Source organism: Streptosporangium sp. NPDC049046, assembly GCF_040649155.1.
Taxonomy (GTDB): Bacteria; Actinomycetota; Actinomycetes; order Streptosporangiales; family Streptosporangiaceae; genus Streptosporangium.
Genome location: NZ_JBEZEZ010000045.1, coordinates 31,903 through 53,108 on the forward strand (window position 1 = coordinate 31,903; position 21,206 = coordinate 53,108).

20 protein-coding genes are annotated in these 21,206 nt (G+C 70.5%); 13 read left to right on the forward strand and 7 right to left on the reverse strand.

Translation table 11 applies throughout. The features are described from left to right. Positions 1-157 precede the first annotated feature (157 nt). Positions 158-565: a helix-turn-helix transcriptional regulator gene (locus AB0B96_RS37675; RefSeq protein ID WP_362906684.1), complete on the reverse strand. Its 408-nt coding sequence runs from the start codon at positions 563-565 to the stop codon at positions 158-160. A 118-nt stretch (positions 566-683) separates the two neighbouring features. Continuing rightward, entirely contained in the window at positions 684-2,843 is a 2,160-nt protein-coding gene (locus AB0B96_RS37680) for an ATP-dependent RecD-like DNA helicase (RefSeq protein ID WP_362906686.1), read from the reverse strand. 622 nt (positions 2,844-3,465) lie between these two features. Between AB0B96_RS37680 and AB0B96_RS37685 the strand changes: the two genes are divergently transcribed. Continuing rightward, positions 3,466-3,849: a hypothetical protein gene (locus AB0B96_RS37685; protein ID WP_362906688.1), complete on the forward strand. Its 384-nt coding sequence runs from the start codon at positions 3,466-3,468 to the stop codon at positions 3,847-3,849. A gap of 157 nt (positions 3,850-4,006) precedes the next feature. Then, positions 4,007-4,477 (forward strand): hypothetical protein, encoded by a 471-nt coding sequence (locus AB0B96_RS37690; RefSeq protein WP_362906690.1) that lies wholly within the window; start codon positions 4,007-4,009, stop codon positions 4,475-4,477. A 205-nt stretch (positions 4,478-4,682) separates the two neighbouring features. Here the strand turns inward: AB0B96_RS37690 and AB0B96_RS37695 are convergent, their stop codons facing one another. After that, entirely contained in the window at positions 4,683-5,687 is a 1,005-nt protein-coding gene (locus tag AB0B96_RS37695; protein WP_362906692.1) for a YafY family protein, read from the reverse strand. A gap of 63 nt (positions 5,688-5,750) precedes the next feature. Between AB0B96_RS37695 and AB0B96_RS37700 the strand changes: the two genes are divergently transcribed. The 4 genes from AB0B96_RS37700 to AB0B96_RS37715 all read left to right on the forward strand — a co-directional run bounded on the left by AB0B96_RS37700 (position 5,751) and on the right by AB0B96_RS37715 (position 9,615). Further along, positions 5,751-6,860: an epoxide hydrolase family protein gene (locus AB0B96_RS37700; protein WP_362906694.1), complete on the forward strand. Its 1,110-nt coding sequence runs from the start codon at positions 5,751-5,753 to the stop codon at positions 6,858-6,860. Positions 6,861-7,260: 400 nt separating this feature from the next. Next, a complete protein-coding gene (locus AB0B96_RS37705) occupies positions 7,261-8,184 on the forward strand; it encodes a helix-turn-helix transcriptional regulator (RefSeq protein ID WP_362906696.1) in 924 nt (307 codons plus the stop codon). Between the two features lie 310 nt (positions 8,185-8,494). After that, positions 8,495-9,466: a hypothetical protein gene (locus AB0B96_RS37710; protein ID WP_362906698.1), complete on the forward strand. Its 972-nt coding sequence runs from the start codon at positions 8,495-8,497 to the stop codon at positions 9,464-9,466. A 26-nt stretch (positions 9,467-9,492) separates the two neighbouring features. Further along, a complete protein-coding gene (locus AB0B96_RS37715; protein WP_362906700.1) occupies positions 9,493-9,615 on the forward strand; it encodes a hypothetical protein in 123 nt (40 codons plus the stop codon). 122 nt (positions 9,616-9,737) lie between these two features. Here AB0B96_RS37715 and AB0B96_RS37720 read toward each other — a convergent pair whose 3' ends face one another. Further along, on the reverse strand, positions 9,738-10,643 hold the full coding sequence (locus AB0B96_RS37720; RefSeq protein ID WP_362906702.1) for an AraC family transcriptional regulator: 906 nt from the start codon (positions 10,641-10,643) through the stop codon (positions 9,738-9,740). A 156-nt stretch (positions 10,644-10,799) separates the two neighbouring features. Between AB0B96_RS37720 and AB0B96_RS37725 the strand changes: the two genes are divergently transcribed. Both AB0B96_RS37725 and AB0B96_RS37730 read left to right on the forward strand, forming a co-directional pair. Beyond that, positions 10,800-11,105 (forward strand): antibiotic biosynthesis monooxygenase, encoded by a 306-nt coding sequence (locus AB0B96_RS37725; RefSeq protein ID WP_362906704.1) that lies wholly within the window; start codon positions 10,800-10,802, stop codon positions 11,103-11,105. A 34-nt stretch (positions 11,106-11,139) separates the two neighbouring features. Further along, the gene (locus AB0B96_RS37730; protein ID WP_362906706.1) at positions 11,140-12,114 is read left to right on the forward strand and encodes an alpha/beta hydrolase; all 975 of its coding nucleotides are present in this window, start codon (positions 11,140-11,142) and stop codon (positions 12,112-12,114) included. Positions 12,115-12,315: 201 nt separating this feature from the next. Here AB0B96_RS37730 and AB0B96_RS37735 read toward each other — a convergent pair whose 3' ends face one another. Beyond that, positions 12,316-12,786 (reverse strand): MarR family transcriptional regulator, encoded by a 471-nt coding sequence (locus AB0B96_RS37735; RefSeq protein WP_362906709.1) that lies wholly within the window; start codon positions 12,784-12,786, stop codon positions 12,316-12,318. Between the two features lie 75 nt (positions 12,787-12,861). Between AB0B96_RS37735 and AB0B96_RS37740 the strand changes: the two genes are divergently transcribed. The 5 genes from AB0B96_RS37740 to AB0B96_RS37760 all read left to right on the forward strand — a co-directional run bounded on the left by AB0B96_RS37740 (position 12,862) and on the right by AB0B96_RS37760 (position 19,337). Next, complete coding sequence (locus AB0B96_RS37740; protein ID WP_362906711.1) at positions 12,862-14,958, forward strand: MMPL family transporter; 2,097 nt, start codon at positions 12,862-12,864, stop codon at positions 14,956-14,958. Between the two features lie 264 nt (positions 14,959-15,222). Further along, on the forward strand, positions 15,223-16,140 hold the full coding sequence (locus tag AB0B96_RS37745; protein WP_362906713.1) for an ATP-binding cassette domain-containing protein: 918 nt from the start codon (positions 15,223-15,225) through the stop codon (positions 16,138-16,140). Further along, positions 16,137-16,973: a hypothetical protein gene (locus AB0B96_RS37750; protein WP_362906715.1), complete on the forward strand. Its 837-nt coding sequence runs from the start codon at positions 16,137-16,139 to the stop codon at positions 16,971-16,973. The genes AB0B96_RS37745 and AB0B96_RS37750 overlap by 4 nt, the downstream gene beginning before the upstream one ends. Positions 16,974-17,022: 49 nt before the next feature. Continuing rightward, positions 17,023-17,733, forward strand: a complete 711-nt coding sequence (locus AB0B96_RS37755; RefSeq protein ID WP_362906717.1) for a response regulator transcription factor — start codon at positions 17,023-17,025, stop codon at positions 17,731-17,733. Positions 17,734-17,822: 89 nt separating this feature from the next. Further along, complete coding sequence (locus AB0B96_RS37760; RefSeq protein ID WP_362906719.1) at positions 17,823-19,337, forward strand: HAMP domain-containing sensor histidine kinase; 1,515 nt, start codon at positions 17,823-17,825, stop codon at positions 19,335-19,337. A gap of 93 nt (positions 19,338-19,430) precedes the next feature. Here AB0B96_RS37760 and AB0B96_RS37765 read toward each other — a convergent pair whose 3' ends face one another. Next, positions 19,431-20,411 carry a pyridoxal-phosphate dependent enzyme gene (locus AB0B96_RS37765; RefSeq protein WP_362906721.1) on the reverse strand — a complete coding sequence of 327 codons (981 nt, stop codon included), beginning with the start codon at positions 20,409-20,411 and terminating at the stop codon, positions 19,431-19,433. Between the two features lie 276 nt (positions 20,412-20,687). Beyond that, positions 20,688-21,206: ricin-type beta-trefoil lectin domain protein (locus tag AB0B96_RS37770; protein WP_362906723.1), on the reverse strand; the 519-nt coding region annotated here is incomplete at its 5' end.

Here is a 21,206-nt window from a genome sequence, read left to right on the forward strand (position 1 = left end):
GCCCGCACCACCGTTGGCCGGACCGCCGCGTACCCCACCGGGGAGGTCTCCCGGCACGCCGCCGGACGGGCCGTTTGGAACGGCGCCGGCCGGGCCACCCGCTACCCCGTCGGCCGGGCCACCCGTTACGCCGCCGGACGGACCACTCACGGCGCCGTCAACTCGTCGTACGGGCGTGGTCGGCGATCTCCACGACCACGTTGGTGGACTTGATCACGGCGACGGCCGTCACCCCCACCGCCAGGCCCAGCTCGTCGGCGGCCTGGCGGCTCATCAACGACACCACCCGGTACGGTCCCGCGGCGATCTCCACCTGGGCCATCACCGCGTCCCTGATCACTTCGGTCACGATCCCGCGGAAGCGGTTTCTGGCCGAGGAGTGCCCCGTGCCCTCCTCGGACTCGATCCGGGCACGTGCGAACGCCGCCAGATCGACTCCCTCCACCATCCGGTGGCCGTGCTCGTCCCGCCGGGCCGCGAGCCGTCCGGCGTCCACCCACCGGCGGACGGTGTCGGGGCTCACTCCCAGCAGCGCGGCGGCCTCGCTGATCCGAAACGTCGTCACGAGCAATCACCATACCTTCGCATATTCCTACCTAGGACCCACTCCCCCATGGCATTAGCGCCGAGATTCGTCCTCCCGCCGTGGTGCGAGGCATCGGGCCGCGGCAGGCCCTCGAAGGTCAGTCGGGGGCGATCTCGTAGTGGAGGCCCGCGCCGAGGCTCAGCGTGAGCCTGCGGGCGAGCCCTGTGTTGCGGCGGTGGTCCAGCCGGTTGACGGCCATCTCCAGGGCCTTGCGCTCGCCGACGACGACCACCCACGACCGTGCCCGGGTGAGCAGGGTGTAGAGCAGCTTGCGGCGCAGCATGACGCCCCCGGACTCGGTGACGAGCGGCGCGACCACGAAGGGATACTCGCTGCCCTGGGAACGGTGGACGCTGATGGCGTACGTGTGGGTCAGCTCGTCGAGCTCGCCGAAGCCGTACTTCACGGTCTGCCCGTCGTCGGTGCGGATCTCGACGACCCTCTCCTCGGGGGTGATGGCGGTGACCGTACCGGTGTCGCCGTTGAAGACGCCCTTGTCGTAGTTGTTGCGGATCGGCATGACACGGTCACCGACCCGGAAGGCGGAGGCGCCCGACCAGTGTTCGGCGACCCCCTCACGAGCGGGGTTGAGCCGTTCCTGGATCATTCTGCCGAGTTCGGCCGTCCCCGTCAGGCCCCTGCGCATCGGGCACAGGACCTGGACCTGGTCCGGGCTCACCCCCTGCTTGCGGGGGATCGCCACCGTCGCCAGGTGCAGCACCCGCTCGGCGACCTGCTCGGGGTCGTCGACCTCCTCGAACCAGAAGCCTCCCCCGCCGGGAGTCGCGGGCACCTCACCCGCCCTCACCCGGCGGGCGGCCCGGATGATCCCGCTGCCCTCCGCCTGGCGGAAGACGCGGGTCAGGCGCATCCGCGCGATCGTCTCGACGCGCAGCAGGTCGGCGAGCACGCTGCCGGGGGCGATGCTGGGAAGCTGGTCGCTGTCGCCCACGATCAACAGGTGGCTGCCGGGCGATATGGCCGCGGTGAGGCGGGTGGCCAGGCTCAGGTCCAGCATGGACGCCTCGTCGACCACGATCAGGTCGGCCTGCGCGGGCGTCTGCTCGAACAGCGTGCCGCTGTCGGGATCCGGCTGGTGGGCCAGCATCCGGTGCACGGTCATGGCGGGCAGGCCGGTGAGTTCCGACAGGCGCTTGGCCGCCTTGCCGGTCGGCGCGGTGAGGGTCACCGTGCCGCCCATCGCCCGCACGGTCGCCGCGATGGTCTTGACGGTGTGGCTCTTCCCGCAGCCCGGACCGCCGGTGAGGATGGAGACGGTACTGGTGAGCGCCATGTTCACCGCCGCCCGCTGGTCCTCGTCCAGCCCGGGATCCTCCTGGAAGGTGCGCATGGGCAGTGTCGAGGGAGCCTCCCAGAGCCTGGTCAGCTGGTCGGCGAGCGTGATCTCACGGCTGTGGGTCTCCTTCAGATAGACCACGGCCGTCGCGTGGCCGTCGGGCGACGCCTCGACGACCACGCGTCGGTCGGCGACGAGTGCGTCGACCATCCGCGCGACGAGGTCGTGGTCCTGCTCGACGAGCTCCGCGGACTGGGCGATCAGCGCGATCAGGCGTACGTAGCAGTGTCCGTCGCGGCTCGCCGCCGTCTCCAGCCTGTCCAGGATCGCCGCCTTGACCCGCTGCGGGCTGTCCTCCGCGACCCCGGAGCGCAGCGCGATCCTGTCCGCCGTGGCGAAGGCGATGCCCCTCACCTTGCCGATGAGCCGGTACGGGTCGGAGGTGAGCACCTCTCCCGAGTCGGCCCCGAAGACCTGGTATATCTTCGCCGCGAGCAGCGGGCTGATCCCGAAACCCTGCAGGACCACCATGAGCTCGGCGATCGCCTTCTGCTCCTGCCAGGCGTCGGCGATCTGGGCCTGCCGGGCGGGGCCGATGTTGACGACCTCGGTGAGCCGTCCCGGCTCGGTGTCGATGACCGTCAGCGTCGCCTCGCCGAAGTGGCTCACGATGGCGTGGGCGAGCCTCGGCCCGATGCCGCGGATCAGGCCGGAGCCCAGATAGATGCGGATGGCCCGGACCGTGGCCGGAACCAGCCGCTCGCACGCGACGACCTCGAAGCGCCTGCCGTACCGCGGGTGGTCGCCCCAGTCACCGACGAGCCTGAGCGTCTCCCCCGGCTGGACCCCGCCAAGGGCCCGGCCGGAGGCGACGAAGCCGGGCATGCCCTCGGCGCTCATCCGCGCGATCGTGTACTCGTCCTCGCGGACGTACACCAGTTGCTCGACAGATGCCTCCACGGCAGAAAACAACCCCCGTACCGGCTCACCTCATCCTTCGCACATCAGACCAGCTCACCCGGTGTCCCCACAAGCCGTCGCCGCCCGCCCGCACCCCGGGCCGCCGTCGTGGCGGCCCGGGGCGACGACGGGCGGTGCCGGGCACGCCGGGACCGCTGGATGTGACGTACGAATCGTCGGCGCGGGCGAGCCACCGACGGCGGTGAGGGCCGGACCGCTACGCGCCAGGCTCACCTGGTGCCCGCCGGTGGAGGTGCCCCCCGAACGACCCGCGATCCGTCAGCCGCCGATGGCCCTGGGCCCCGGACCGGGAGGCATCGGTGCCGGATACGCCGGATACGGAGGCCGCCCCGGTCCGGGAGGCAGCGGAGCGGGGTACGGAGGCCGCACGCCCGGATACGGAGGCCGCGGATACGGAGGCCGTGGGTACGGATACGGGTACGGAGGCCGCGGATATGGATACGGAGGGCGCCAGCCCGGATACGGTGGCCGCCAGCCAGGATAGGGGGGACGCCAGCCCGGATACGGAGGCGGGTACCCGGTCGGGTAACCGGGGTAGCCACCTGGGTAACCCGTCACGGGCACGCAGTCGTACTGCGGGCACGGCGTGGTGAAGCACTGCTTGGGCGAGGGGACGCAGATGCGGCCCGGACCGCAGTTGATCCCCGCGCACGGCGATCCCGGAACGCACGTACCGGTCGTCTGCGCGGCGGCGACCGACCGGGCCGCCGAAGCGGCCGGCGCCACCTCCGCCCAGGCCCTGGTCGCGATGGCGGGTGATCCGGCCGCCGCGACCGCGACCAGGATCGGGATCAGTTTTCGAAGCATTTTTCCCCCAGATGTCATGATCGGTTATGACTCTCCGACGATGCTGACACCGGCCTTACCTGCTAACGGCAAACTGGATCCCAGCAAGTCGGATGGCTTGTCGGGAGTCGGATTTCGACGCTGTCGCACCGATGGAAATCCAGTGGTTTCACCCCTTTTCGCACTCGTCGATCCGTGAGGAGGTCCGCTCACAGGTCATGAACGGAAGCCGACGTAACCCCGAGCAGGCACCACGGGCGATCAGGCTTCCTCGGAAATCGGACGGCCCGCGACCCTTGACGTTAACTTGAAGCGGTGGAGTGATTACCCACAGTGATTACGGTGCATGAGGTCACATGCCAATCAACCCTCAGCACCAACGGGAGCACCCCATGCACACCCGCACCACTGCGACGGCGCTGGCCGCGTTCGGCCTTCTCGCCACCCTGACCACCGTCGGCGCCACCGCCACCACCGCCGTCGCCGCCACCGCCCCGGCCCCCTGCGCGCAGGAGCAGCTCGCGCTGATGAACGCCGAGGACGCCCTCACCGACGTCGACGCCCTACCGGAGGTCAAGGCCGCTCACGCCGCCCTGATGAAGGCCGGTGCCGCCGCGAACATCGACCAGCTCTCCCAGAAGGTGGCCCTGCAGCAGCTCGGGGTCAAGGCTCCGGCGCTGGACCCCGCCGCGAAGAAGATGGTGGAGGCATACAACGCCGCCGGAGCCAAGTACGTGCAGGTGCGCGACGCCGCGCTCATGAAGATCGCGCCGAAGCGTCAGGACTCCAGGAACACGCTCAAGAAGTGCCTCGTCGCCCACTCGTGAACCCGGCACTCGTGAACCCGACCGGGTGAGACGGACCGGAGTCCCCGAGGCCGCGACCGGGGCGACATGCCCCCGGCGATCGGGGACTCCGACCGGATCCGCGCGGAAGGCGGCGTTCGACGACGGCCCGACGACGACTCGACGCGGAAGGCCGCGCTCGACGACGACCACCCGGCGGTTTCCGAAGGCGGTTCCTTAAAAGACGTCACCCCTCCGCAAAAGACCTCACCCCTCCGCGCGGACCGGCGTGGACCGGTGTGGAGCGGGCGTAGCGGGCCGCGAGGGCCCGCATGTGCTCGACGAGCTCCGGGGGCTCGGTGACCTCGAAGTCCAGATCGAGCATGCCGAGATACACGGCGATCACGTGCAGGCTGTCCGCGCCGGTGTGCAGCACGCAGGTGTGCTCGTCCACGGCCTCCACCACGCCGACCGCGGGGTTGACGCGCTCGGTCACGACGTCGGCGGGCGCGTGGACGACGACCCGTGCCCGGTGGCGCCAGGCCGCCGCCGAGACTCCGCGCGCGACGTACGCGGCCGCGCCGCCCTCCGGCGGATCGCGGGGCGGAAAGCGCGGGCCGGTGGGGGTGCGCGGTTCGACGCGATCCATCCGGAAGGTGCGCCAGTCCTGACGGTCGACGTCCCAGGCGACGAGATACCAGCGGCGTCCCCACGCCACGAGCCGATGCGGTTCGACGATCCGTACACTGGCCGACCCGTCGTGGGCGCGGTAGTCGAACCGTACCCGTTCCCCGTCGCGGCAGGCGGCGGCGAGCACGGTCAGCACCTCGGGGTCGACCACCGGGCCCGGACTGTCCGCGGGCACGGGTTCGACGTAGGTCTGCAACGCGTTGACCCGGTGGCGCAACCGGGAGGGGAGCACCTGCTCAAGCTTGGCGAGGGCTCGCACCGACGTCTCCTCGATGCCGGCGACGGTGCCTCCGGCTGCGGTCCGCAGGCCGACCGCCACCGCGACCACCTCCTCGTCGTCGAGCAGGAGCGGCGGCATGACGGTTCCCGCGCCCAGGCGGTAGCCCCCGTCGGTGCCCCGCGTCGCGTTCACGGGATATCCGAGCTCGCGCAGCCGGTCGACGTCGCGGCGCACGGTCCGCTCGCTCACGCCCAGCCGATCGGCGAGGGTCGCGCCGGGCCAGTCCTTCCTGGCCTGCAACAACGACAGCAGGCGCAGCAACCGCGCCGAGGTTTCCAACATGTCCCCAACCCTGCCAGTACTTCAGGACAGAAGCTGACCGGAAGGGTCCGTAGTGTTCCGATCATGAGCGAAAACGCCGAGATCAAGCCCTTCCGCATCGACATCCCGCAGGCCAGGCTGGACGACCTCCACGATCGGCTCGACCGCACCCTCTGGCCCGACGAGCTGCCGGACGCCGGCTGGGACTACGGCGTCCCCGTGGAATACGTGCGGAACCTGGCCGAATACTGGCGCCACGAGTACGACTGGCGGGCCCACGAGGCCGAGATCAACCGGCACCCGCAGTTCACCACCGAGATCGACGGGCAGAACATCCACTTCCTGCACATCCGCTCGCGACACGAGAACGCCCTGCCGCTGATCCTCACGCACGGCTGGCCCGGCTCGATCGTGGAGTACCTGAAGCTCATCGAGCCGCTCACCGACCCCGAGGACCCGGCGCGGGCGTTCCACCTGGTCATCCCCTCGCTGCCCGGCTTCGGCCTCTCCGGCCCGACCAGGGAGAAGGGCTGGAACCGGTACCGCATCGCCGGGGCGTGGGCGGAGCTGATGCGGCGGCTGGGCTACGACCGCTACGGCGCCGTCGGCAACGACGGCGGCTCGCTCATCTCCCCCGAGGTCGGGCGGATCGACCCCGAACACGTCGTCGGCGTGCACGTCACCCAGCTCTTCTCCTTCCCCTCCGGCGATCCGGCCGAGTTCGAGAGGATCACCCCGGAGGACCAGAAGGCCCTGGAGGTGCTGCAGGAGTTCTACGACACCAAGATGTCGTTCAACACGCTGCACTCGCAGCAGCCGCAGACCCTGTCATACGCGATCTTCGACTCGCCCACCGGGCTGCTCGGCTGGAACTCGCAGTTGTTCGGCGACGGCGTCGACGCCGACTTCATCCTGACCAACACGATGCTCTACTGGCTGACCGGCACCGCGACGTCGGCCACCCGGCTCTACTACGAGGACGCGCGCGCCGAACACCCCACCGAGCCCACGAAGACGCCGACCGGCCTCGCGATGTTCGACGGTGACTTCGTGTCCATGCGCACGTTCGCCGAGCGCGACCACACGAACATCGTGCACTGGAAGTCGTACGACCGCGGCGGCCACTACGCCGCTCACATCGTGCCCGACGTGCTCGCCGAAGACCTGCGCACCTTCTACGACGGGCTGCGCTGATCCCCGTTCCGCCGCCGGCCGCTCGCCATGACGCCGCCGTCGCCGGCCGGTCCGCTCACGAAAGCCGGGGACGGCGGACCGGCGGGCGGACCGGCGGATGGACCGGCGAGGTGGTAGACGGCGTCCGGTGTCGCGTCGACCCAGCACCGCCGGGTGAAGGCGAAGGGAGTGAGATCGAGCCCGGCAAGCGGATTTCGCGGCTCTGAGGTGGCGCTCACGAACTCTCCTTGAGGTAACGGACCGGAAGCGACGTTCAAGGGCTCTCCTCGAAGCGGAGGACCGAATCGTCGATGGGGGACGCGCTCATCCTGGAGGCCGGGGTTCGGGTGAGCCAGACCCCGCCGATCCCTACCCCGGCGGGGTGAGGTACGGATCGCCGGCGGCGCGCATACTCGGTTGCATGAACAAGCACGGCCATCTCGCGGACTTCCTGCAGACACGCCGAGGCCAGTTGCGGCCGGAGGACGTCGGGCTGCGGACCTACGGCGAGCGGCGCCGGGTTCCCGGGCTGCGGCGGGAGGAACTCGCGATGCTCGCGGGCATCAGCGCGCCCTACTACACGCGCCTGGAGCAGGGCCAGTCACACAACGCCTCGCGCGAGGTGCTCGACGCCATAGCGAACGCCCTGCGGCTGGACGAGTCCGAGCGGGCCCATCTGCACGCCCTGGCCCGCGCACCGAGACGGGGCGGACTCTCGGGTCGGCCGCGTACCGAACGCATCACCCCGGCGACCGGCGCTCTGCTGACGGCCCTCGGGAGCACACCCGCCATCGTGATCGGCCGCCGCAGCGATGTCCTGGCCTGGAACCGCGAGGGCCACGGACTGTTCGCCGGCCATCTCGACCGGGACGGCCCGAACGTCCCTGGCCGGCGGCCGAACATGGCCAGGCTGGTGTTCCTCGACGCGCACACCCGTGACCTGTACGCCGACTGGCCCGCCAAGGCCAGGGCCGTGGTGGGCAACCTGCGCCTGACGGCCGGGAGACATCCGGACGATCCGCTGCTGGCCGAGTTGATCGGTGAGCTGACCATGCGCAGTCCTGAGTTCGCCGCGATGTGGGCCGACCACCGGGTCCTGGCCTGTGACGTCGCCGACTACGAGATGCGCCACCCCCTGGTCGGGACGTTGACGGTCACCCAGCAGACGCTGCAGAGCCCGCAGGGGAACGGTCCGGCCCTCGTGGTGGCCACAGCCGCCCCCGGCTCCCCCTCGGCGACGGCTCTGGCACTGCTCTCCCAGGCCATCGCACCGCGAGAAGCGTCGCAGGAGACAACACCGGAAGCGACCCGGCCTCGCCTCGGCGCGGAGACCCGTACCGTCTGACCCGAGCCCCTCCACCGGCCGAGGAGGCCGGGCGCGTCCGAGCACGTCCGGGCTCGTCTGGTCGCGGCGCGTGTCCACCACGCCCTCCCTCCACCGTGCCGCCCCGCCCTCCCCTCCACCGTGCCTCCCGTCGAGACCGGCCTCGCGCTCGACGACCCGGTGGCACGGTCTGTACCGCCTACCTGCCGCCCCCGTCTCCGGCCGCCCCATGCCCGCCGGTCGGCGGCAGGATCACGACCTCCCTCCGAACCCCCTCTCGACCACGGCACCGCGCCGCGGCTGCCGCATGCCGGAAAACAGTGAAGGAACCATGTCCAAGCGAAGCATCAAGATCACCATGTCGGCTCTTCTCATGGCCGCGGCCACCATGACCGCGACCGCGCCGGCCAACGCGACGTCTCCCAAAGGGCCACTGACGGACGTGCGGATCGCCACCCACTTCGACCTGTCGGCGGGCCAGATGCCGGAGAACATCGCGCTGCTGCCCGACGGCACGGCGAACATCACCTTCGCCGCCAGCCGCCAGGTGGCCCAGGTCACCCCCGGGGGCAAGACGCGCATCCTGGCGACACTGCCCGCGCCCGCCGACGGCGGGGTCAACACGCCGATTCTCGGCTTCCCGCTGGCCACCGGCATCGCCCACACCTCGGACGGCACCGTGTACGTGCTGTACGCGACCGGTACGGCCGACCTGACGGGGCTGTGGCGGCTGCGCCACGGCAAGGCCCCTCGGCGCATCGCCGCGCTGCCCGCGAACGGCCTGCCCAACGGGCTGGCACTGGACGGGAAGGGCGAGCGGCTCTACATCACCGACTCCGTGCTCGGCACCGTGTGGACCGTCCCCGTCACCGGCGGCACGCCCACCGCCTGGTCCACCGCTCCCGAACTCGCCTCCACCGGTTTCCTCGGGGCCAACGGCGCGAAGGTACGTGGCGGTGCCCTGTGGGTGACCAACCTCGACCGGGGCACTCTCCTGCGCATTCCGATCCGCCCCGGAAACCGGGCGGGAACGCCGCAGGTCAAGGCGTCCGGCCTGGTCGGTATCGACGATTTCACCTTCACCGGTCACGGCGACGAGATCCTCGCGGCTCTCAACGCCCCCAACACGGTCGTGCGCATCAAGTCCGACGGCACCAGCACCACCGTTCTGGACACCGGCGACGGACTTCAGAACCCCACCTCCGTCGCCCTGCGCGGCGATGACGTGTACGTCCTCAGCGCCGCCTACACCACGGCCACCGACCCCAACCTGCTGCGCGCACGCCTGCGCAAGCACCCGTAAACCCCGCCACGGTACGACTACAGGGCATGGCCACGGCCACCGTGACCATGCCCTACCTCCAAGGAAGTGTGACCCACCACGGTACGGATAACAGGGCACGCATCATGGACGACGTCACTCCCGGCGACATAGAGGCGCCCCAGGTCTAGGCGACGAACGGACCGGTCCCGTCATCGGCGGCCGGTCCTTCGTCATGCCCACGGCCGGCCGGCCCGCGGACGGCGGCTACCGATATGCGGGCCGGTGCTCGGCCTTCGGGCCAGGGAGCGCGTCAAGCGAGAGCCGGTGACAGGCGGGACGTCGAACCGCGCAGGCGGGCGGCGTCCTCGCTCGGCGGCACGCCGAACTGACGGCGGTACTCCCGGCTGAACTGCGACGGGCTGTCGTAACCGACGCTGTGACCGACGCCGGTGACGTCGTTGGGACGTATGGCGAGCAGGAGCCGGGCCTCCTGCAACCGGATCTGCTTCTGGAACTGGATGGGGCTCATCGCGGTGACCGCCTGGAAGTTGCGGTAGAAGGCGGACACGCTCATGCCCGCGAGTCGCGCCACCTCCTCGACGCGGAAGGGCCGCGCGTAGTGGTCGCGGATCCACCGGACGGCACGGGCGATGTGGGCGAGGCTGCTGTCGGCGAGTCCGAGCTGGCGTACGACGGCGCCCTGCTCGCCGGTGATGACCCGCCAGAGGATCTCCCGCTTGATCAGCGGTGCGAGCACCGCGATGTCGCGTGGCCGGTCGAGCAGACGCAGCAGCCTGACGACCGCGTCGACGAGCGCGTCGGGCGCGTCACTGACGGCCATGCCGGACGGGGCTGCGCCGCCGGCGGGCGGTAGGTCTCCGGGGGCGGCCTGCAGCAACAGCTCGGCGACGGTCGCCGGGTGCAGGACCAGGCCGAAGCCCATCGCCGGCCGCTCGGGGCTCGCCTCGGTGAAGTGGCCGGTGATCGGCATGTCGACCGAGGCGAGGAGATACTGCCCGGCGCGGTATTCGTACACGCGGTCGCCCAGCGCGATCCGTTTCGCGCCCTGCGCGATGAGCGCCAGCACCGTGCCCGACATCGAGGACGACGGCGGGCCCGATTGCTCGACCTTCGAGACCAGGACGCCTTCGATGGCGGTGGTCATGTCGGGCCGGGCGTGGCGGTCGAGCAGGGAACGCAGCTCGTCGAGGTCCATGCCCCGATTGAAGCACAAGCCGGATACTCCACAAAGCGAGAGTATTAGGCAAGGGCGAGAGAGCATCCTTCTAACGTTTTCCCTGGTAGCGCTGCTTTCATGGAGTTGTCAGCATCCCAGGAGCAAACACAGGCTCCAATAAAAAGGAGATCCCCCATGATCGTCGGCCACGGTTTCCATGCCACCATGACCGCGCAGCCGGGAAAGGGTGACGAACTGGTCGAGTTCCTGCTCAACGCGCCGTCCCTGCCCAACGAGGACTGCGTCGTCTTCCTGGTCGGCCGCTCGGCCGGTGACCCGGACACCGTCCACGTCACCGAAGGCTGGACCAGCCGGGAGACCCACGCCAGGTTCTTCGCGACCGAGGAGGCGCAGGCGCTGGTCGCGAAGCTCCAGTCACTGCTCGTCGGCGAGTCCCTCTACACCGACGAGGTGCCGGTCGGCGGCAAGGCCGCCTTCTGACCCCTCCGGCCGACCCCCGCGAAAGGAACTCACCATGACATCGGTACGCCCCGACCTCGACCCCGAACTGCGCGCGCTGCTCGCGGAGATGCCGCCCATGCCCCCGCTCAGCCCCGAGGTGCTCGCCCAGCTGCGCCAGTACCCGCAGACGCCGATCGACACCCTCCTCGAAGGCCGCGCCGTCGACCGGCGCGAGGTCACCGTCCCCACTCCGGACGGCACGATGCTCCCGCTGTCGATCATCAGTCCCGCCGGGACCGACCGCACCGCGGCGGCACCGTGCGTCTACTGGATCCACGGCGGCGGGATGATCATGGGGGATCGCTTCTCGCAGATCGACATCCCCCTCGACTGGATCGACCTGCTCGGCGCCGTCGTGATCTCCGTGGACTACCGGCTCGCGCCGGAGGCGACGGGCACGACCCTGGTCGAGGACTGCTACCAGGGCCTGCTCTGGATCGCCGAGAACGCCGAGGACCTGGGTATCGATCCCGCCCGCGTCGTCGTCGCGGGCGCCAGCGCCGGCGGGGGCCTCGCCGCCGGGGTCGCCCTGATGGCACGCGACCGCGGCGCCCCGGCGATCGCCGCCCAGGTGCTGATCTGCCCCATGCTCGACCACCGCAACGTCACCACCTCCAGCCGTCAGTACTCCGGCGGGCACGGTGTCTGGACCCGCGAGATGAACGAGTACGGGTGGCGGTCGGTTCTCGGCGACCTCACCGGCCAGGACGTGTCCGGCTACGTCTCACCCGCGATGGCCGACGACCTCTCGGGCCTGCCCACCACCTACATCGACGCCGGCACCGCCGAGGTCTTCCGCGACGAGGACGTCGACTACGCCACCAGGATCTGGGCGGCCGGAGGCCAGGCGGAACTCCACATCTGGGCGGGAGGCTTCCACGGCTTCGACGCGCTGTATCCGCAGGTACGCCTCTCGGCCGCGGCGCGCCGGACGCGCGACGACTGGCTCACCCGGGTCATGAGCCCGGACCATGCCCCGAAGGCATGACCTCGGGCCACGAGCCCAGGCCATGAGCCCGGATTCCGGCACGTGGGCGCCGCCCCGGCCGATGCCCTCCGTACAGGCACGACCTCGGGTCAGATGTCCGGAGGAACGGGGAGGAAACTCGCCGCCCGCACCCGCCTCCCACCACGAACGAGAAGACCGACGCCGTACGCAACCGCCAGGCCCGCGCGCTCGAAGAGCAGGTCAGTGAGAACCCGGCGCGGCTCGCAACACGTCGAGCTCCTCGTTCATCGCGTCAAGGAAGGCGGCCACGGTGCGCAGTTCCTCCGGACTGAAACGCCGCAGGACCTTGTCCGTGCTGTGGCCGAGCGGGCGGAAGAAGACCGCGGCGAACTCCTGCGCGGCGTCGAGGTAGTGCAGGTGAACCACGCGCCTGTCGTGCACGTCGCGAACCCTGCGGATGTGCCCGGCCCGTTCCAGCCTGTCGAGGCACGCGGTGACGGCCCCCGAGGTGAGGTTCAGCTGCTCCGCCAGCCGGCTCGGGGTGATCGGCGACGTAGCGTCGAAGATCTTCATCAGGGCCTGGACGTCGGTGGGGTGCAGCCCGTGCTGGTGGGCGAACTCGTGGGCGATGCGGTTGAACTCGGCGGTCATCCTTCGCAGTCGCATCGCGAAGGCCAGCCGGTCGATGCCCTCCCCGCTGTCGCCGTTCATGACGCCATGCTACATTACTTCAATTATTGAGATACTCGATGATTGAGTTATCGTACGTCATGGAAAGGTGATGTCATGGGGCGGCGACCGATCCGCTGGCTTGTGCCGGCGCTGCTGGTGCTGGTCTGGCTGGGCATCGGCGGAGGGCTGGGGCCGTTCGCCGGCAAGCTCACCGAGGTGTCCACCAACGACCAGGCCGCTTTCCTGCCCGAGAGCGCGGAGTCGACACGCGTCCTGGAGGCGCAGGAGAAGTTCCGTCAGGACGAGACGCAGCCGCTCATCGTGGTGTGGACCGCGAACGGCGGCGACATCACCCCCGAGCAGAACACCGCGGCGACCCAGGCGCTCGCCTCGCTGCGCGGCACGGACGGCGTCGTCGGGACGCCCACGCCCTCCATCCCCTCCGAGGACGGCCGGGCGCTGCAGGGCGTGGTCCAGCTCAGCCCCGACCTCGACACCTCGCTCAGAGAGGTCCTGGACCGGGTCGGCTCTGCGGTGGCGGTCGACGGCCTGCGGGCCCAGCTCGCGGGTCCCGTGGCGAGCCGGGCCGACCTGTCCGACGCCTTCGCCGGGATCGACGGCCTGCTTCTCGGGGTGGCGCTCACCACCGTTCTGATCATCCTGCTCGCGGTGTACCGCAGCGTTCTGCTACCTCTCGTCATCATCGGCGGCGCGATCTTCGCGCTCGGCCTGGCGTGCGCCGTGGTGTACTTCCTCGCCGACCGCGACATCGTCCGGGTCGACGGTCAGGTGCAGGGCATCCTGTTCATTCTGGTCATCGGCGCGGCCACCGACTACGCGTTGCTGCTCACCGCCCGCTTCAGCGAGGAACTGGCCGCGACCGGCGACCGCTTCGCCGCGGGCCGCGTCGCGCTGCGGCGCTCGTTCGAGCCGATCGTCGCCAGTGCCGCCACGGTGGCCCTCGCCCTGCTCGCGCTGCTGCTCAGCGGCCTGACCAACAACCGCGCGCTCGGCCCGGTGGGCGCCATCGGCATCGCGTGCGCCGCCCTCAGCGCGCTCACCTTCCTGCCGGCGGCCCTGATCCTGCTGGGCCGTGCCGCCCTGTGGCCGTCGAAGCCGCGTCCGGCCGACAGCACGGCACGCGGGATCTGGCACCGCGTGGCCGCCGTGGTCGACCGCCATCCGCGCCGGCTCTGGATCGCCACCATCCTGCCTCTCATCGCCCTCGCCCTCTTCGCGCCGCAGCTGAGCGCGAGGGGTGTGCCGCTGGACGAGACCTTCGTGAACGACGCGCCTTCGGTGGCGGCACAGGCGGCGCTGAGCGAGCACTTCCCCGGAGGCTCGGGGCAGCCCGCGGTCATCGTCGCCCCCTCGGAGCGTGCCGAGGCCGTGGAGGAGACGGCACGCGGTGTCGAAGGCGTGTCCGAGGCCGCGACGGTGCCCGAGAGCGGACGGCCGGGCGACGACACCCCCAAGATCGTCGACGGGCTCGTGCTGGTGGAGGCGACGTTGAACGACGCCCCGGACAGCGACGCCGCCCAGGACACGGTCAAGCGCCTGCGCGCCGCCTTCGCCGCCGAGAACGACGTCCTGATCGGTGGTTTCAGCGCCCAGCGGTACGACACGACGGAGACCGCGAAGAACGACACGCTGCTCATCATCCCGGTCGTCCTGGTGATCATTCTGCTCATCCTCGTCGTCCTGCTGCGCTCGCTGATGACACCCGTGCTCCTGGTGGCCACCGTCGCGCTGAACTTCCTCGCCACCCTCGGCGTCTCCACGCTGGTCTTCACGCACGTGTTCGGGTTCACCGACGGCGACGCGTCCGTGCCGCTGTACGGCTTCGTCTTCCTGGTCGCGCTGGGGGTGGACTACAACATCTTCCTCATGTCCAGGGTGCGCGAGGAGACCGTGCACCACGGGGCACGAGAGGGTCTGCTGCGCGGGCTCGTCACCACCGGCGGAGTGATCACTTCGGCGGGTGTCGTGCTCGCCGCCACCTTCGCCGCGCTCGTGGTGATCCCCCTCACCTTCCTTGTACAGCTCGCCTTCATCGTCGCCTTCGGCGTCCTGCTCGACACCCTGGTGGTGCGCTCCCTGCTCGTCCCCGCGCTGGTACGCGAGCTGGGCGCGCGGGCCTGGTGGCCCAGCCGCCTGGGAAAGGCCGACGCACCGCGGACGTCCCCGGAACTGACCGGGGCGTCACGGTGACCCCCGGACCGGCAGGCGACGGCACGTCCCGTCGTTTCGTGAGCCGGTGGTGAGCCTGCGGTAGCGGTGGAGGGCGGCGGCGACCGGGGAACCGCCGCCCTCCACCCGGTGTGAATATCCTGTGAGCTCCGACCCCGGCCCGCCCCGAGCACCGCCCGGGCACCACCCGAGCGCCACCTGGGCGGCCTCGCGGGCCGGAAAGCTCACAGGAGGCTCACAGATCCTCTCCGAGATCGCGCAGCCGACTGGTCCAGGCTCGGTCACATGATTGAGTTACGGAGGTTGACCAAGCACTACGGCCAGGTGGCGGCGGTGAGCGACCTGAGCTTCGATGTCAGGCCGGGTGTGGTCACCGGGTTCCTCGGCCCGAACGGCTCGGGCAAGACGACCACCATGCGGGCGATTCTCGGCCTCGACACGCCGACGAGCGGGACCGCGACGATCCGGGGGCGCCGCTACGCGGACCTTCCCGCACCGATGCACGAGGTGGGGGCGCTGCTGGACGCCCGCGCGGCACATCCGGGCAGGAGCGTGTTCAACCACCTGCTGTGCCTGGCCCAGAGCAACGGCATCGCGCGGAGCCGGGTCGAGGAGGTGCTCGGGCTCGTCGGCCTCCACGCGGCAGCCGGTCGGCGAGTGGGCGGGTTGTCCCTGGGGATGGGCCAGCGGCTCGGCATCGCCGTCGCCCTGCTGGGGGATCCGGAGGTGCTGATGTTCGACGAGCCGGTCAACGGGCTCGACCCCGAGGGCATCGTGTGGATCCGCACCCTCATGCGGGAACTCGCCGCCGAGGGCCGGACGGTTCTGGTGTCCAGCCACCTGATGAGCGAGATGGCGCTCACCGCCGATCATCTGATCGTCATCGGCCGCGGCCGGCTGATCGCCGACGCCGGGCTTGAGGCGTTCATGCGGTCGAACTCGCGAGGGACCGTCCTGGTGCGTACCCCCGACGCGGAGGAACTCGCCCACCGGCTGCGCGACGCCGGCGCGACCGTACGGCCGAGCACGGAAGGCGCCCTGGTGGTGACGGGAATGGAGGGCCCGGAGATCGGCAAGATCGCGATGGTTCACGGAGTGGTGCTGCACGAGCTCACGCCGCACCGGACCTCCCTGGAGGAGGCGTACATGGAGCTCACCCGTGACAGCGTGGAGTTCGGCTCCGTCGAGGGAGCCGGGCGATGACCGTGTCCTCCACCGGGTCCTCCACCGGGTCCTCCATCGAGACTTCCACCGGGTCCTCCACCGTGTTTTCCACCGTCCTGCGCTCGGAGTGGACCAAGTTCCGCACCATCCGCGCCACCGGGTACGTGCTGGCCGGCGCGTTCGTGACCGCGCTCTTCTACGGCTTCCTGTTCGGCACCGCGAACGGCAGAGCCTACCTGGGCGCCTCCGCCGAGGACCAGGCGTCCTTCGACCCCGTCGTGACCGCGTTCCGCGGCCTGTTCCTCGCGCAGCTGCTCGTCAGCGCGACGGGCGTGCTCGCCGTCACCTCCGAGTACGCCTCCGGAACGATGCGGACCAGCGCCACCGTCGTGCCGCGAAGGGGGCGTCTCCTCGCGGGCAAGGCCGCCCTCGTCGCCCTGATCCTGCTCCCCTGCGGGCCGCTCATCGCTCTCGGATCCTTCCTGATCAGCCAGGCGACGCTCACCGCCCAGGACGTTCCGAGCGTCACCCTCACGGATCCGGGCGTGCCGGGCGCGATCGTCGGCGCGGGCCTGTACCTGACGTTGATCGGCCTGTACGGCGTCGCGATGGGGTTCCTGATCCGCAGAACGGCGGGAGCGACCGCCCTCGGATCGTTCCTGCTGCTGCTACCGGCGATGGCGTCCCTCTTCCCCGACTGGCTGGCCAGGTGGGTCCTGACCTACTGGCCGACCGCCGCGGGCATGACCCTCTTCACCCCCAGCCCGGTCACCGACGCTCTCCCGCCCTCCCTGGGATTCACCGTGCTCGCCACGACCGTGCTCGCCCTGCTGCTCGCCGCGCTCACCCTGTTCCGCTCGCGGGACATCTGATAGACGAGGGGAGCACGTCCGGAAGATGCCGGCTGGTGAAAGAAGGCGAATGGACACGTACCGGCTGCTGGTGGTCGACGACGAGCCCACGGTCCGGGAGCTGCTGTCGGCCACCCTGCGCTTCGCCGGCTACACGGTCGGCGCCGCCGCCACCGGATCCGAGGCCCTGGAGTCCGCCCGGCACGAACCACCGGACCTGGTCCTCCTCGACGTGATGCTGCCCGACATGGATGGCTTCGAGGTGATCCGCCGTCTCAGGGAGCTTCCCAGGCCGCTGGGCGGCGGTCGGCCGGGCCAGATCCCCGTCCTCTTTCTCACCGCCCGCGACGCGGCGGAGGACAAGGTCAATGGATTGCGGCTGGGCGGTGACGACTACGTGACCAAGCCGTTCAACCTGGAGGAGCTGCTCGCCCGGATCGAGGCCGTCCTGCGCCGCACGGGACTTCTCCCCGACGACCGGACGTTGCGGGTGGGTGATCTGGAGGTCGATCCCGACGGCCGTCAGGTGCGGAAAGCCGGTCACACGGTACGCCTGTCGCCCACCGAGTTCCGGCTGCTGCACTATCTGATCCTGAACGCGGGCAGGGTCGTCTCCAAGGCCCAGATCCTGGAGCACGTCTGGCGGTACGACTTCGCGGGCGACTCCAGCATCGTCGACACCTACGTGAGCCACATCCGGCGCAAGATCGACACCGTCGAGCCCAAGCTCGTCCACACCATGCACGGCGTCGGATACGTACTGAGAAAACCCAGGTCATGATCGTGGGTGCGGCCGTACCCGCGGATTCCGGGAAACCGGGACGGCGGCCGAGGGGCCTTTCGCTCCGCGGCCGCCTCCTGCTGATCACGATGGCCCTGCTCACGACCGGCCTGGTGGTGAGCAGCATGGTCGCGATCGCCACCCTCCGCTCCCACCTGGTCAGCAGGCTGGACGAACAACTGCTACCGCTCGCGACGCTGTTCTCGCGCGTCCCCCCCGAGCTGGTTCGATCGCCCGTCTCCGCGGAGGGCACAGGGGCCCTCCGGATCCCGGGCATGGGTCTGGTCGACCAGGTGTACATCGCCTCCCTCTCCCCGGACGGTACGACCCTGCAGCGGAGAAACCTCTCGGCACGGGGAGAGAGGCAGAGCCCGCGGCTCCCAACACTCGACGCCGAGGCCGTCACCCGGCTCGGCGGGCACCCCTTCGACGCACCGGGGCAGGCGGGCTCGGCGGGCTGGCGGGTGATCGTGCTGCCACGGGCCTCGCCGCGGCTGCCTCCGGCGGGACCGGCGCCTTCCTCGGAGAACGGCGGCGTCGTCGTGGCCGCGTCGCTGAGCGGCGTGAACTCCACCCTCGTCCGGCTGAGCCTCGTCTGCCTGGTCACCGCGGTCGTCCTGCTGACCCTGCTCGCCGTCATCGGCTGGTTCGCCGTACGCCGAGGGCTGCGACCACTGCGCGGAATCGAGGAGACCGCGGCCGCCATCGCCATGGGCGACCTGTCGCGGAGGGTTCCCGAGCCCGCCGCGCCCGGCACGGAGGTGGGCCGTCTGTCGACCGCGCTCAACGGCATGCTCGGCCAGCTGGAGACGGCCTTCGCCGCCAGGGAGGAGTCGGAGGCCCGGCTGCGGCGCTTCGTGGCGGACGCCAGCCACGAACTGCGCACACCGTTGTTCGGGATCAAGGGCTTCTCCGAGCTGCACCGGATGGGCGGCCTGCCCGACGTCGACCGGACCATGAGCCGTATCGAGAGCGAGGCGGGACGTCTCGCCCGGCTGGTCGAGGACCTGCTCCTGCTGGCCCGGCTGGACGAGGGCGAGAGCGCCCTGCCGATGGACCTGGCGCTCATGGACCTCCGTACTCTCGCCGCCGACGCCCACCACGACCTGCGCACCCTGGACCCCACCCGCCAGGTGACCCTGACCGGCCCGGACGGCGGCCCTCCCACGCAGGCATCGGTCCACGGTGACGAGGCCAGGCTGCGGCAGGTGGTGACCAATCTCGTCGGCAACGCCGTCACCCACACCCCGTCGGGCACCCCGGTGCGGATCGGCGTCGGCACGGTCGGAGACGAGGCCGTGCTGGTGGTGGAGGACGCGGGTCCTGGAATGACCGCCGAGCAGGCGGCCCGGGTGTTCGACCGCTTCTATCGCGCGGACGGCTCGCGCAGCCGTACCCCGGACGGTGGAACGGGGTTGGGTCTGGCCATCGTCCGCTCCATAGTCACCGCCCACGGCGGCCACGTGGAACTCCGCACGGCCCCCGCCGAAGGCGCCACCTTCCGAGTGGTCCTTCCCGCCACTCCGGATCCCGCGTCCTCCCACACCGAAGGAACAGGATCCGTCGGTCGCGAAGAGCCCGATCAACCGACGCGAAGAGCCTGAGTGACCGAACCGTCCCGCTCCCGGACGGTGAAGTCGTGGCGGCCGGTCGCGCGGTTCCGCAGCGACGGCGAACCGGGGACGTACGAGCGGTCGTCACGATCCGCGGACGGGAGCCGCGCCGATCCAGCGGTGATAGGCGTTCATGTCGACATTGCCGCCGCACACGACGGTGACCACGTGGCGGCCCGCGAAACGGTCACGGTCTTCGAGGATCGCCGCGACGCCGAGCGCGGCCGACGGTTCGACGACGAGGCCGGCGTGGTCGAGGAGCATCCGCATACCGGCGATGATCGACGACTCCCGGACGAGGACGGCGTCGTCGGCGACGAGGAGAAGGTCGTCCAGGACCTCGGGGATGGGACGCCGACCGGCGACGCCGTCGGCGATGGTGTCGGTCGAGTCGGTGGTGACGACGCGGCGTTGGCGCCACGAGTGTGTCATCGCCGGTGCGCCCAGCGGCTGGACGCAGATCACCTCGACTCCGGGCGCGAGGGCTTTCAGCACATGCCCCACACCGGTCGCCATCGCCCCGCCGCCGAGGGCGATCAGGACGGCGTCGAACGACGGTGCGGTGTTCACCAGTTCCAGGCCGATGGTCGCCGCGCCCTCGCAGGTCTCGATGTCCAGGCTGTCCTCGACCAGCCGGATGCCGTCGTGGCGCGCGATGGCCACGGCCCGCTCACGCGCCGTGTCGAAGTCGCCGTCCACCAGTTCCAGTCTCGCGTCCAACGCGCGGATGCGATCAAGCTTGACCGCGGGCGCGAAACGGGAGGCCACGACGGTGACGTCGAGCCCTCTGCCGCGCCCGGACCAGGCGAGCGCCTGGCCGAGGTTGCCCGCGCTGGCGCACACCGCCGCCCGCGGTCCTTCGTCGGCGAGCCGGCTCGCGATCACCTCGGTGCCGCGGGCCTTGAAGCTGCGCACCGGGTTCGCCGTTTCCAGCTTGACGCTCACCGCGCACCTGAGGCCGGGCTCCAGCGCCTCGCAGCGGTACAGCGGGGTGTCGAGAAAAACCGGGTCGATCACATGGCGAGCCGCCCGGATCCGAGCGGTGTCGAGGCGGGTCTCCAGCACGACACGGCAGCGTAGTGCCACCGGCGCCGTTCCGTACACGGGCCGCCTCGGTGGCCGAGGTTCGTCCGTGTCGACCACGACGCACAGACCCGCACCGAGCAGGCGGGTCTCACCTCTCCGGACGTGAACGCCCTCCACGCGACACGGCGGACTCGGTGTCGTACCGAGCCCGCCGTGCCGATTTCATCGGGTCCTGGTCACGTGCCGTGACGCCGCTCCCCCGGTTCCGGGGAGCTCACGTGCCGGGTGGTGTCAGGGTCTCCTGAGCATCCCGTCCTAGCTGCTCCACCTCTGGGTGGACTGGCCGTTGCAGCTCGCGATGGTCACACCGGAGGTGTTGCCGGTGCCGGTGACGCTGAGGCACAGGTTGTTGGCGACGCTGGTGATGGTGCCGTTGGAGTTACGGTTCCACTGCTGGTTGTTGCCGCTGTGGCAGTCGTACAGCTGGACACGGGCGCCGGAGCCCGCACCGGTCGGGGAGTCCAGGCACTTGCCGAGGATCTGAAGCTGCCTGCCGGAGGTGTAGGTGAACTGCTGGTTGGGGTTGGTGTGGCAGTCGTAGATCTGCAGCTGGGTGCCGTTGGCGGTGGCGCTGTTCGGCGAGTCCACACACCTTCCCGCCGCCTCGTTACGCAGCCGGAACGAGGTACCCGGCGTGGGCGTGACCGTCGGGGTCACCGTCGGGGTGGGGTTCGGGTTCGGGCTCGCGGCGTTGAGCGCGTTCAGCACCGAGGTGTAGGCGGCCTTCTTGTTGCCGTTGCCGTCGAAGAGCAGCGGGCTGGTGTTGGCGCCCAG

Bases quoted from the DNA above. Each gene is read 5' to 3' on its own strand.
- AB0B96_RS37690 (WP_362906690.1), top strand. From the start codon at position 4,007: ATGCCAATCAACCCTCAGCACCAACGGGAGCACCCCATGCACACCCGC.
- AB0B96_RS37695 (WP_362906692.1), bottom strand. From the start codon at position 5,687: ATGTTGGAAACCTCGGCGCGGTTGCTGCGCCTGCTGTCGTTGTTGCAG.
- AB0B96_RS37700 (WP_362906694.1), top strand. From the start codon at position 5,751: ATGAGCGAAAACGCCGAGATCAAGCCCTTCCGCATCGACATCCCGCAG.
- AB0B96_RS37705 (WP_362906696.1), top strand. From the start codon at position 7,261: ATGAACAAGCACGGCCATCTCGCGGACTTCCTGCAGACACGCCGAGGC.
- AB0B96_RS37710 (WP_362906698.1), top strand. From the start codon at position 8,495: ATGTCCAAGCGAAGCATCAAGATCACCATGTCGGCTCTTCTCATGGCC.
- AB0B96_RS37715 (WP_362906700.1), top strand. From the start codon at position 9,493: ATGGCCACGGCCACCGTGACCATGCCCTACCTCCAAGGAAGTGTGACC.
- AB0B96_RS37720 (WP_362906702.1), bottom strand. From the start codon at position 10,643: ATGGACCTCGACGAGCTGCGTTCCCTGCTCGACCGCCACGCCCGGCCC.
- AB0B96_RS37725 (WP_362906704.1), top strand. From the start codon at position 10,800: ATGATCGTCGGCCACGGTTTCCATGCCACCATGACCGCGCAGCCGGGA.
- AB0B96_RS37730 (WP_362906706.1), top strand. From the start codon at position 11,140: ATGACATCGGTACGCCCCGACCTCGACCCCGAACTGCGCGCGCTGCTC.
- AB0B96_RS37735 (WP_362906709.1), bottom strand. From the start codon at position 12,786: ATGAACGGCGACAGCGGGGAGGGCATCGACCGGCTGGCCTTCGCGATG.
- AB0B96_RS37740 (WP_362906711.1), top strand. From the start codon at position 12,862: ATGGGGCGGCGACCGATCCGCTGGCTTGTGCCGGCGCTGCTGGTGCTG.
- AB0B96_RS37745 (WP_362906713.1), top strand. From the start codon at position 15,223: ATGATTGAGTTACGGAGGTTGACCAAGCACTACGGCCAGGTGGCGGCG.
- AB0B96_RS37750 (WP_362906715.1), top strand. From the start codon at position 16,137: ATGACCGTGTCCTCCACCGGGTCCTCCACCGGGTCCTCCATCGAGACT.
- AB0B96_RS37755 (WP_362906717.1), top strand. From the start codon at position 17,023: ATGGACACGTACCGGCTGCTGGTGGTCGACGACGAGCCCACGGTCCGG.
- AB0B96_RS37760 (WP_362906719.1), top strand. From the start codon at position 17,823: ATGGCCCTGCTCACGACCGGCCTGGTGGTGAGCAGCATGGTCGCGATC.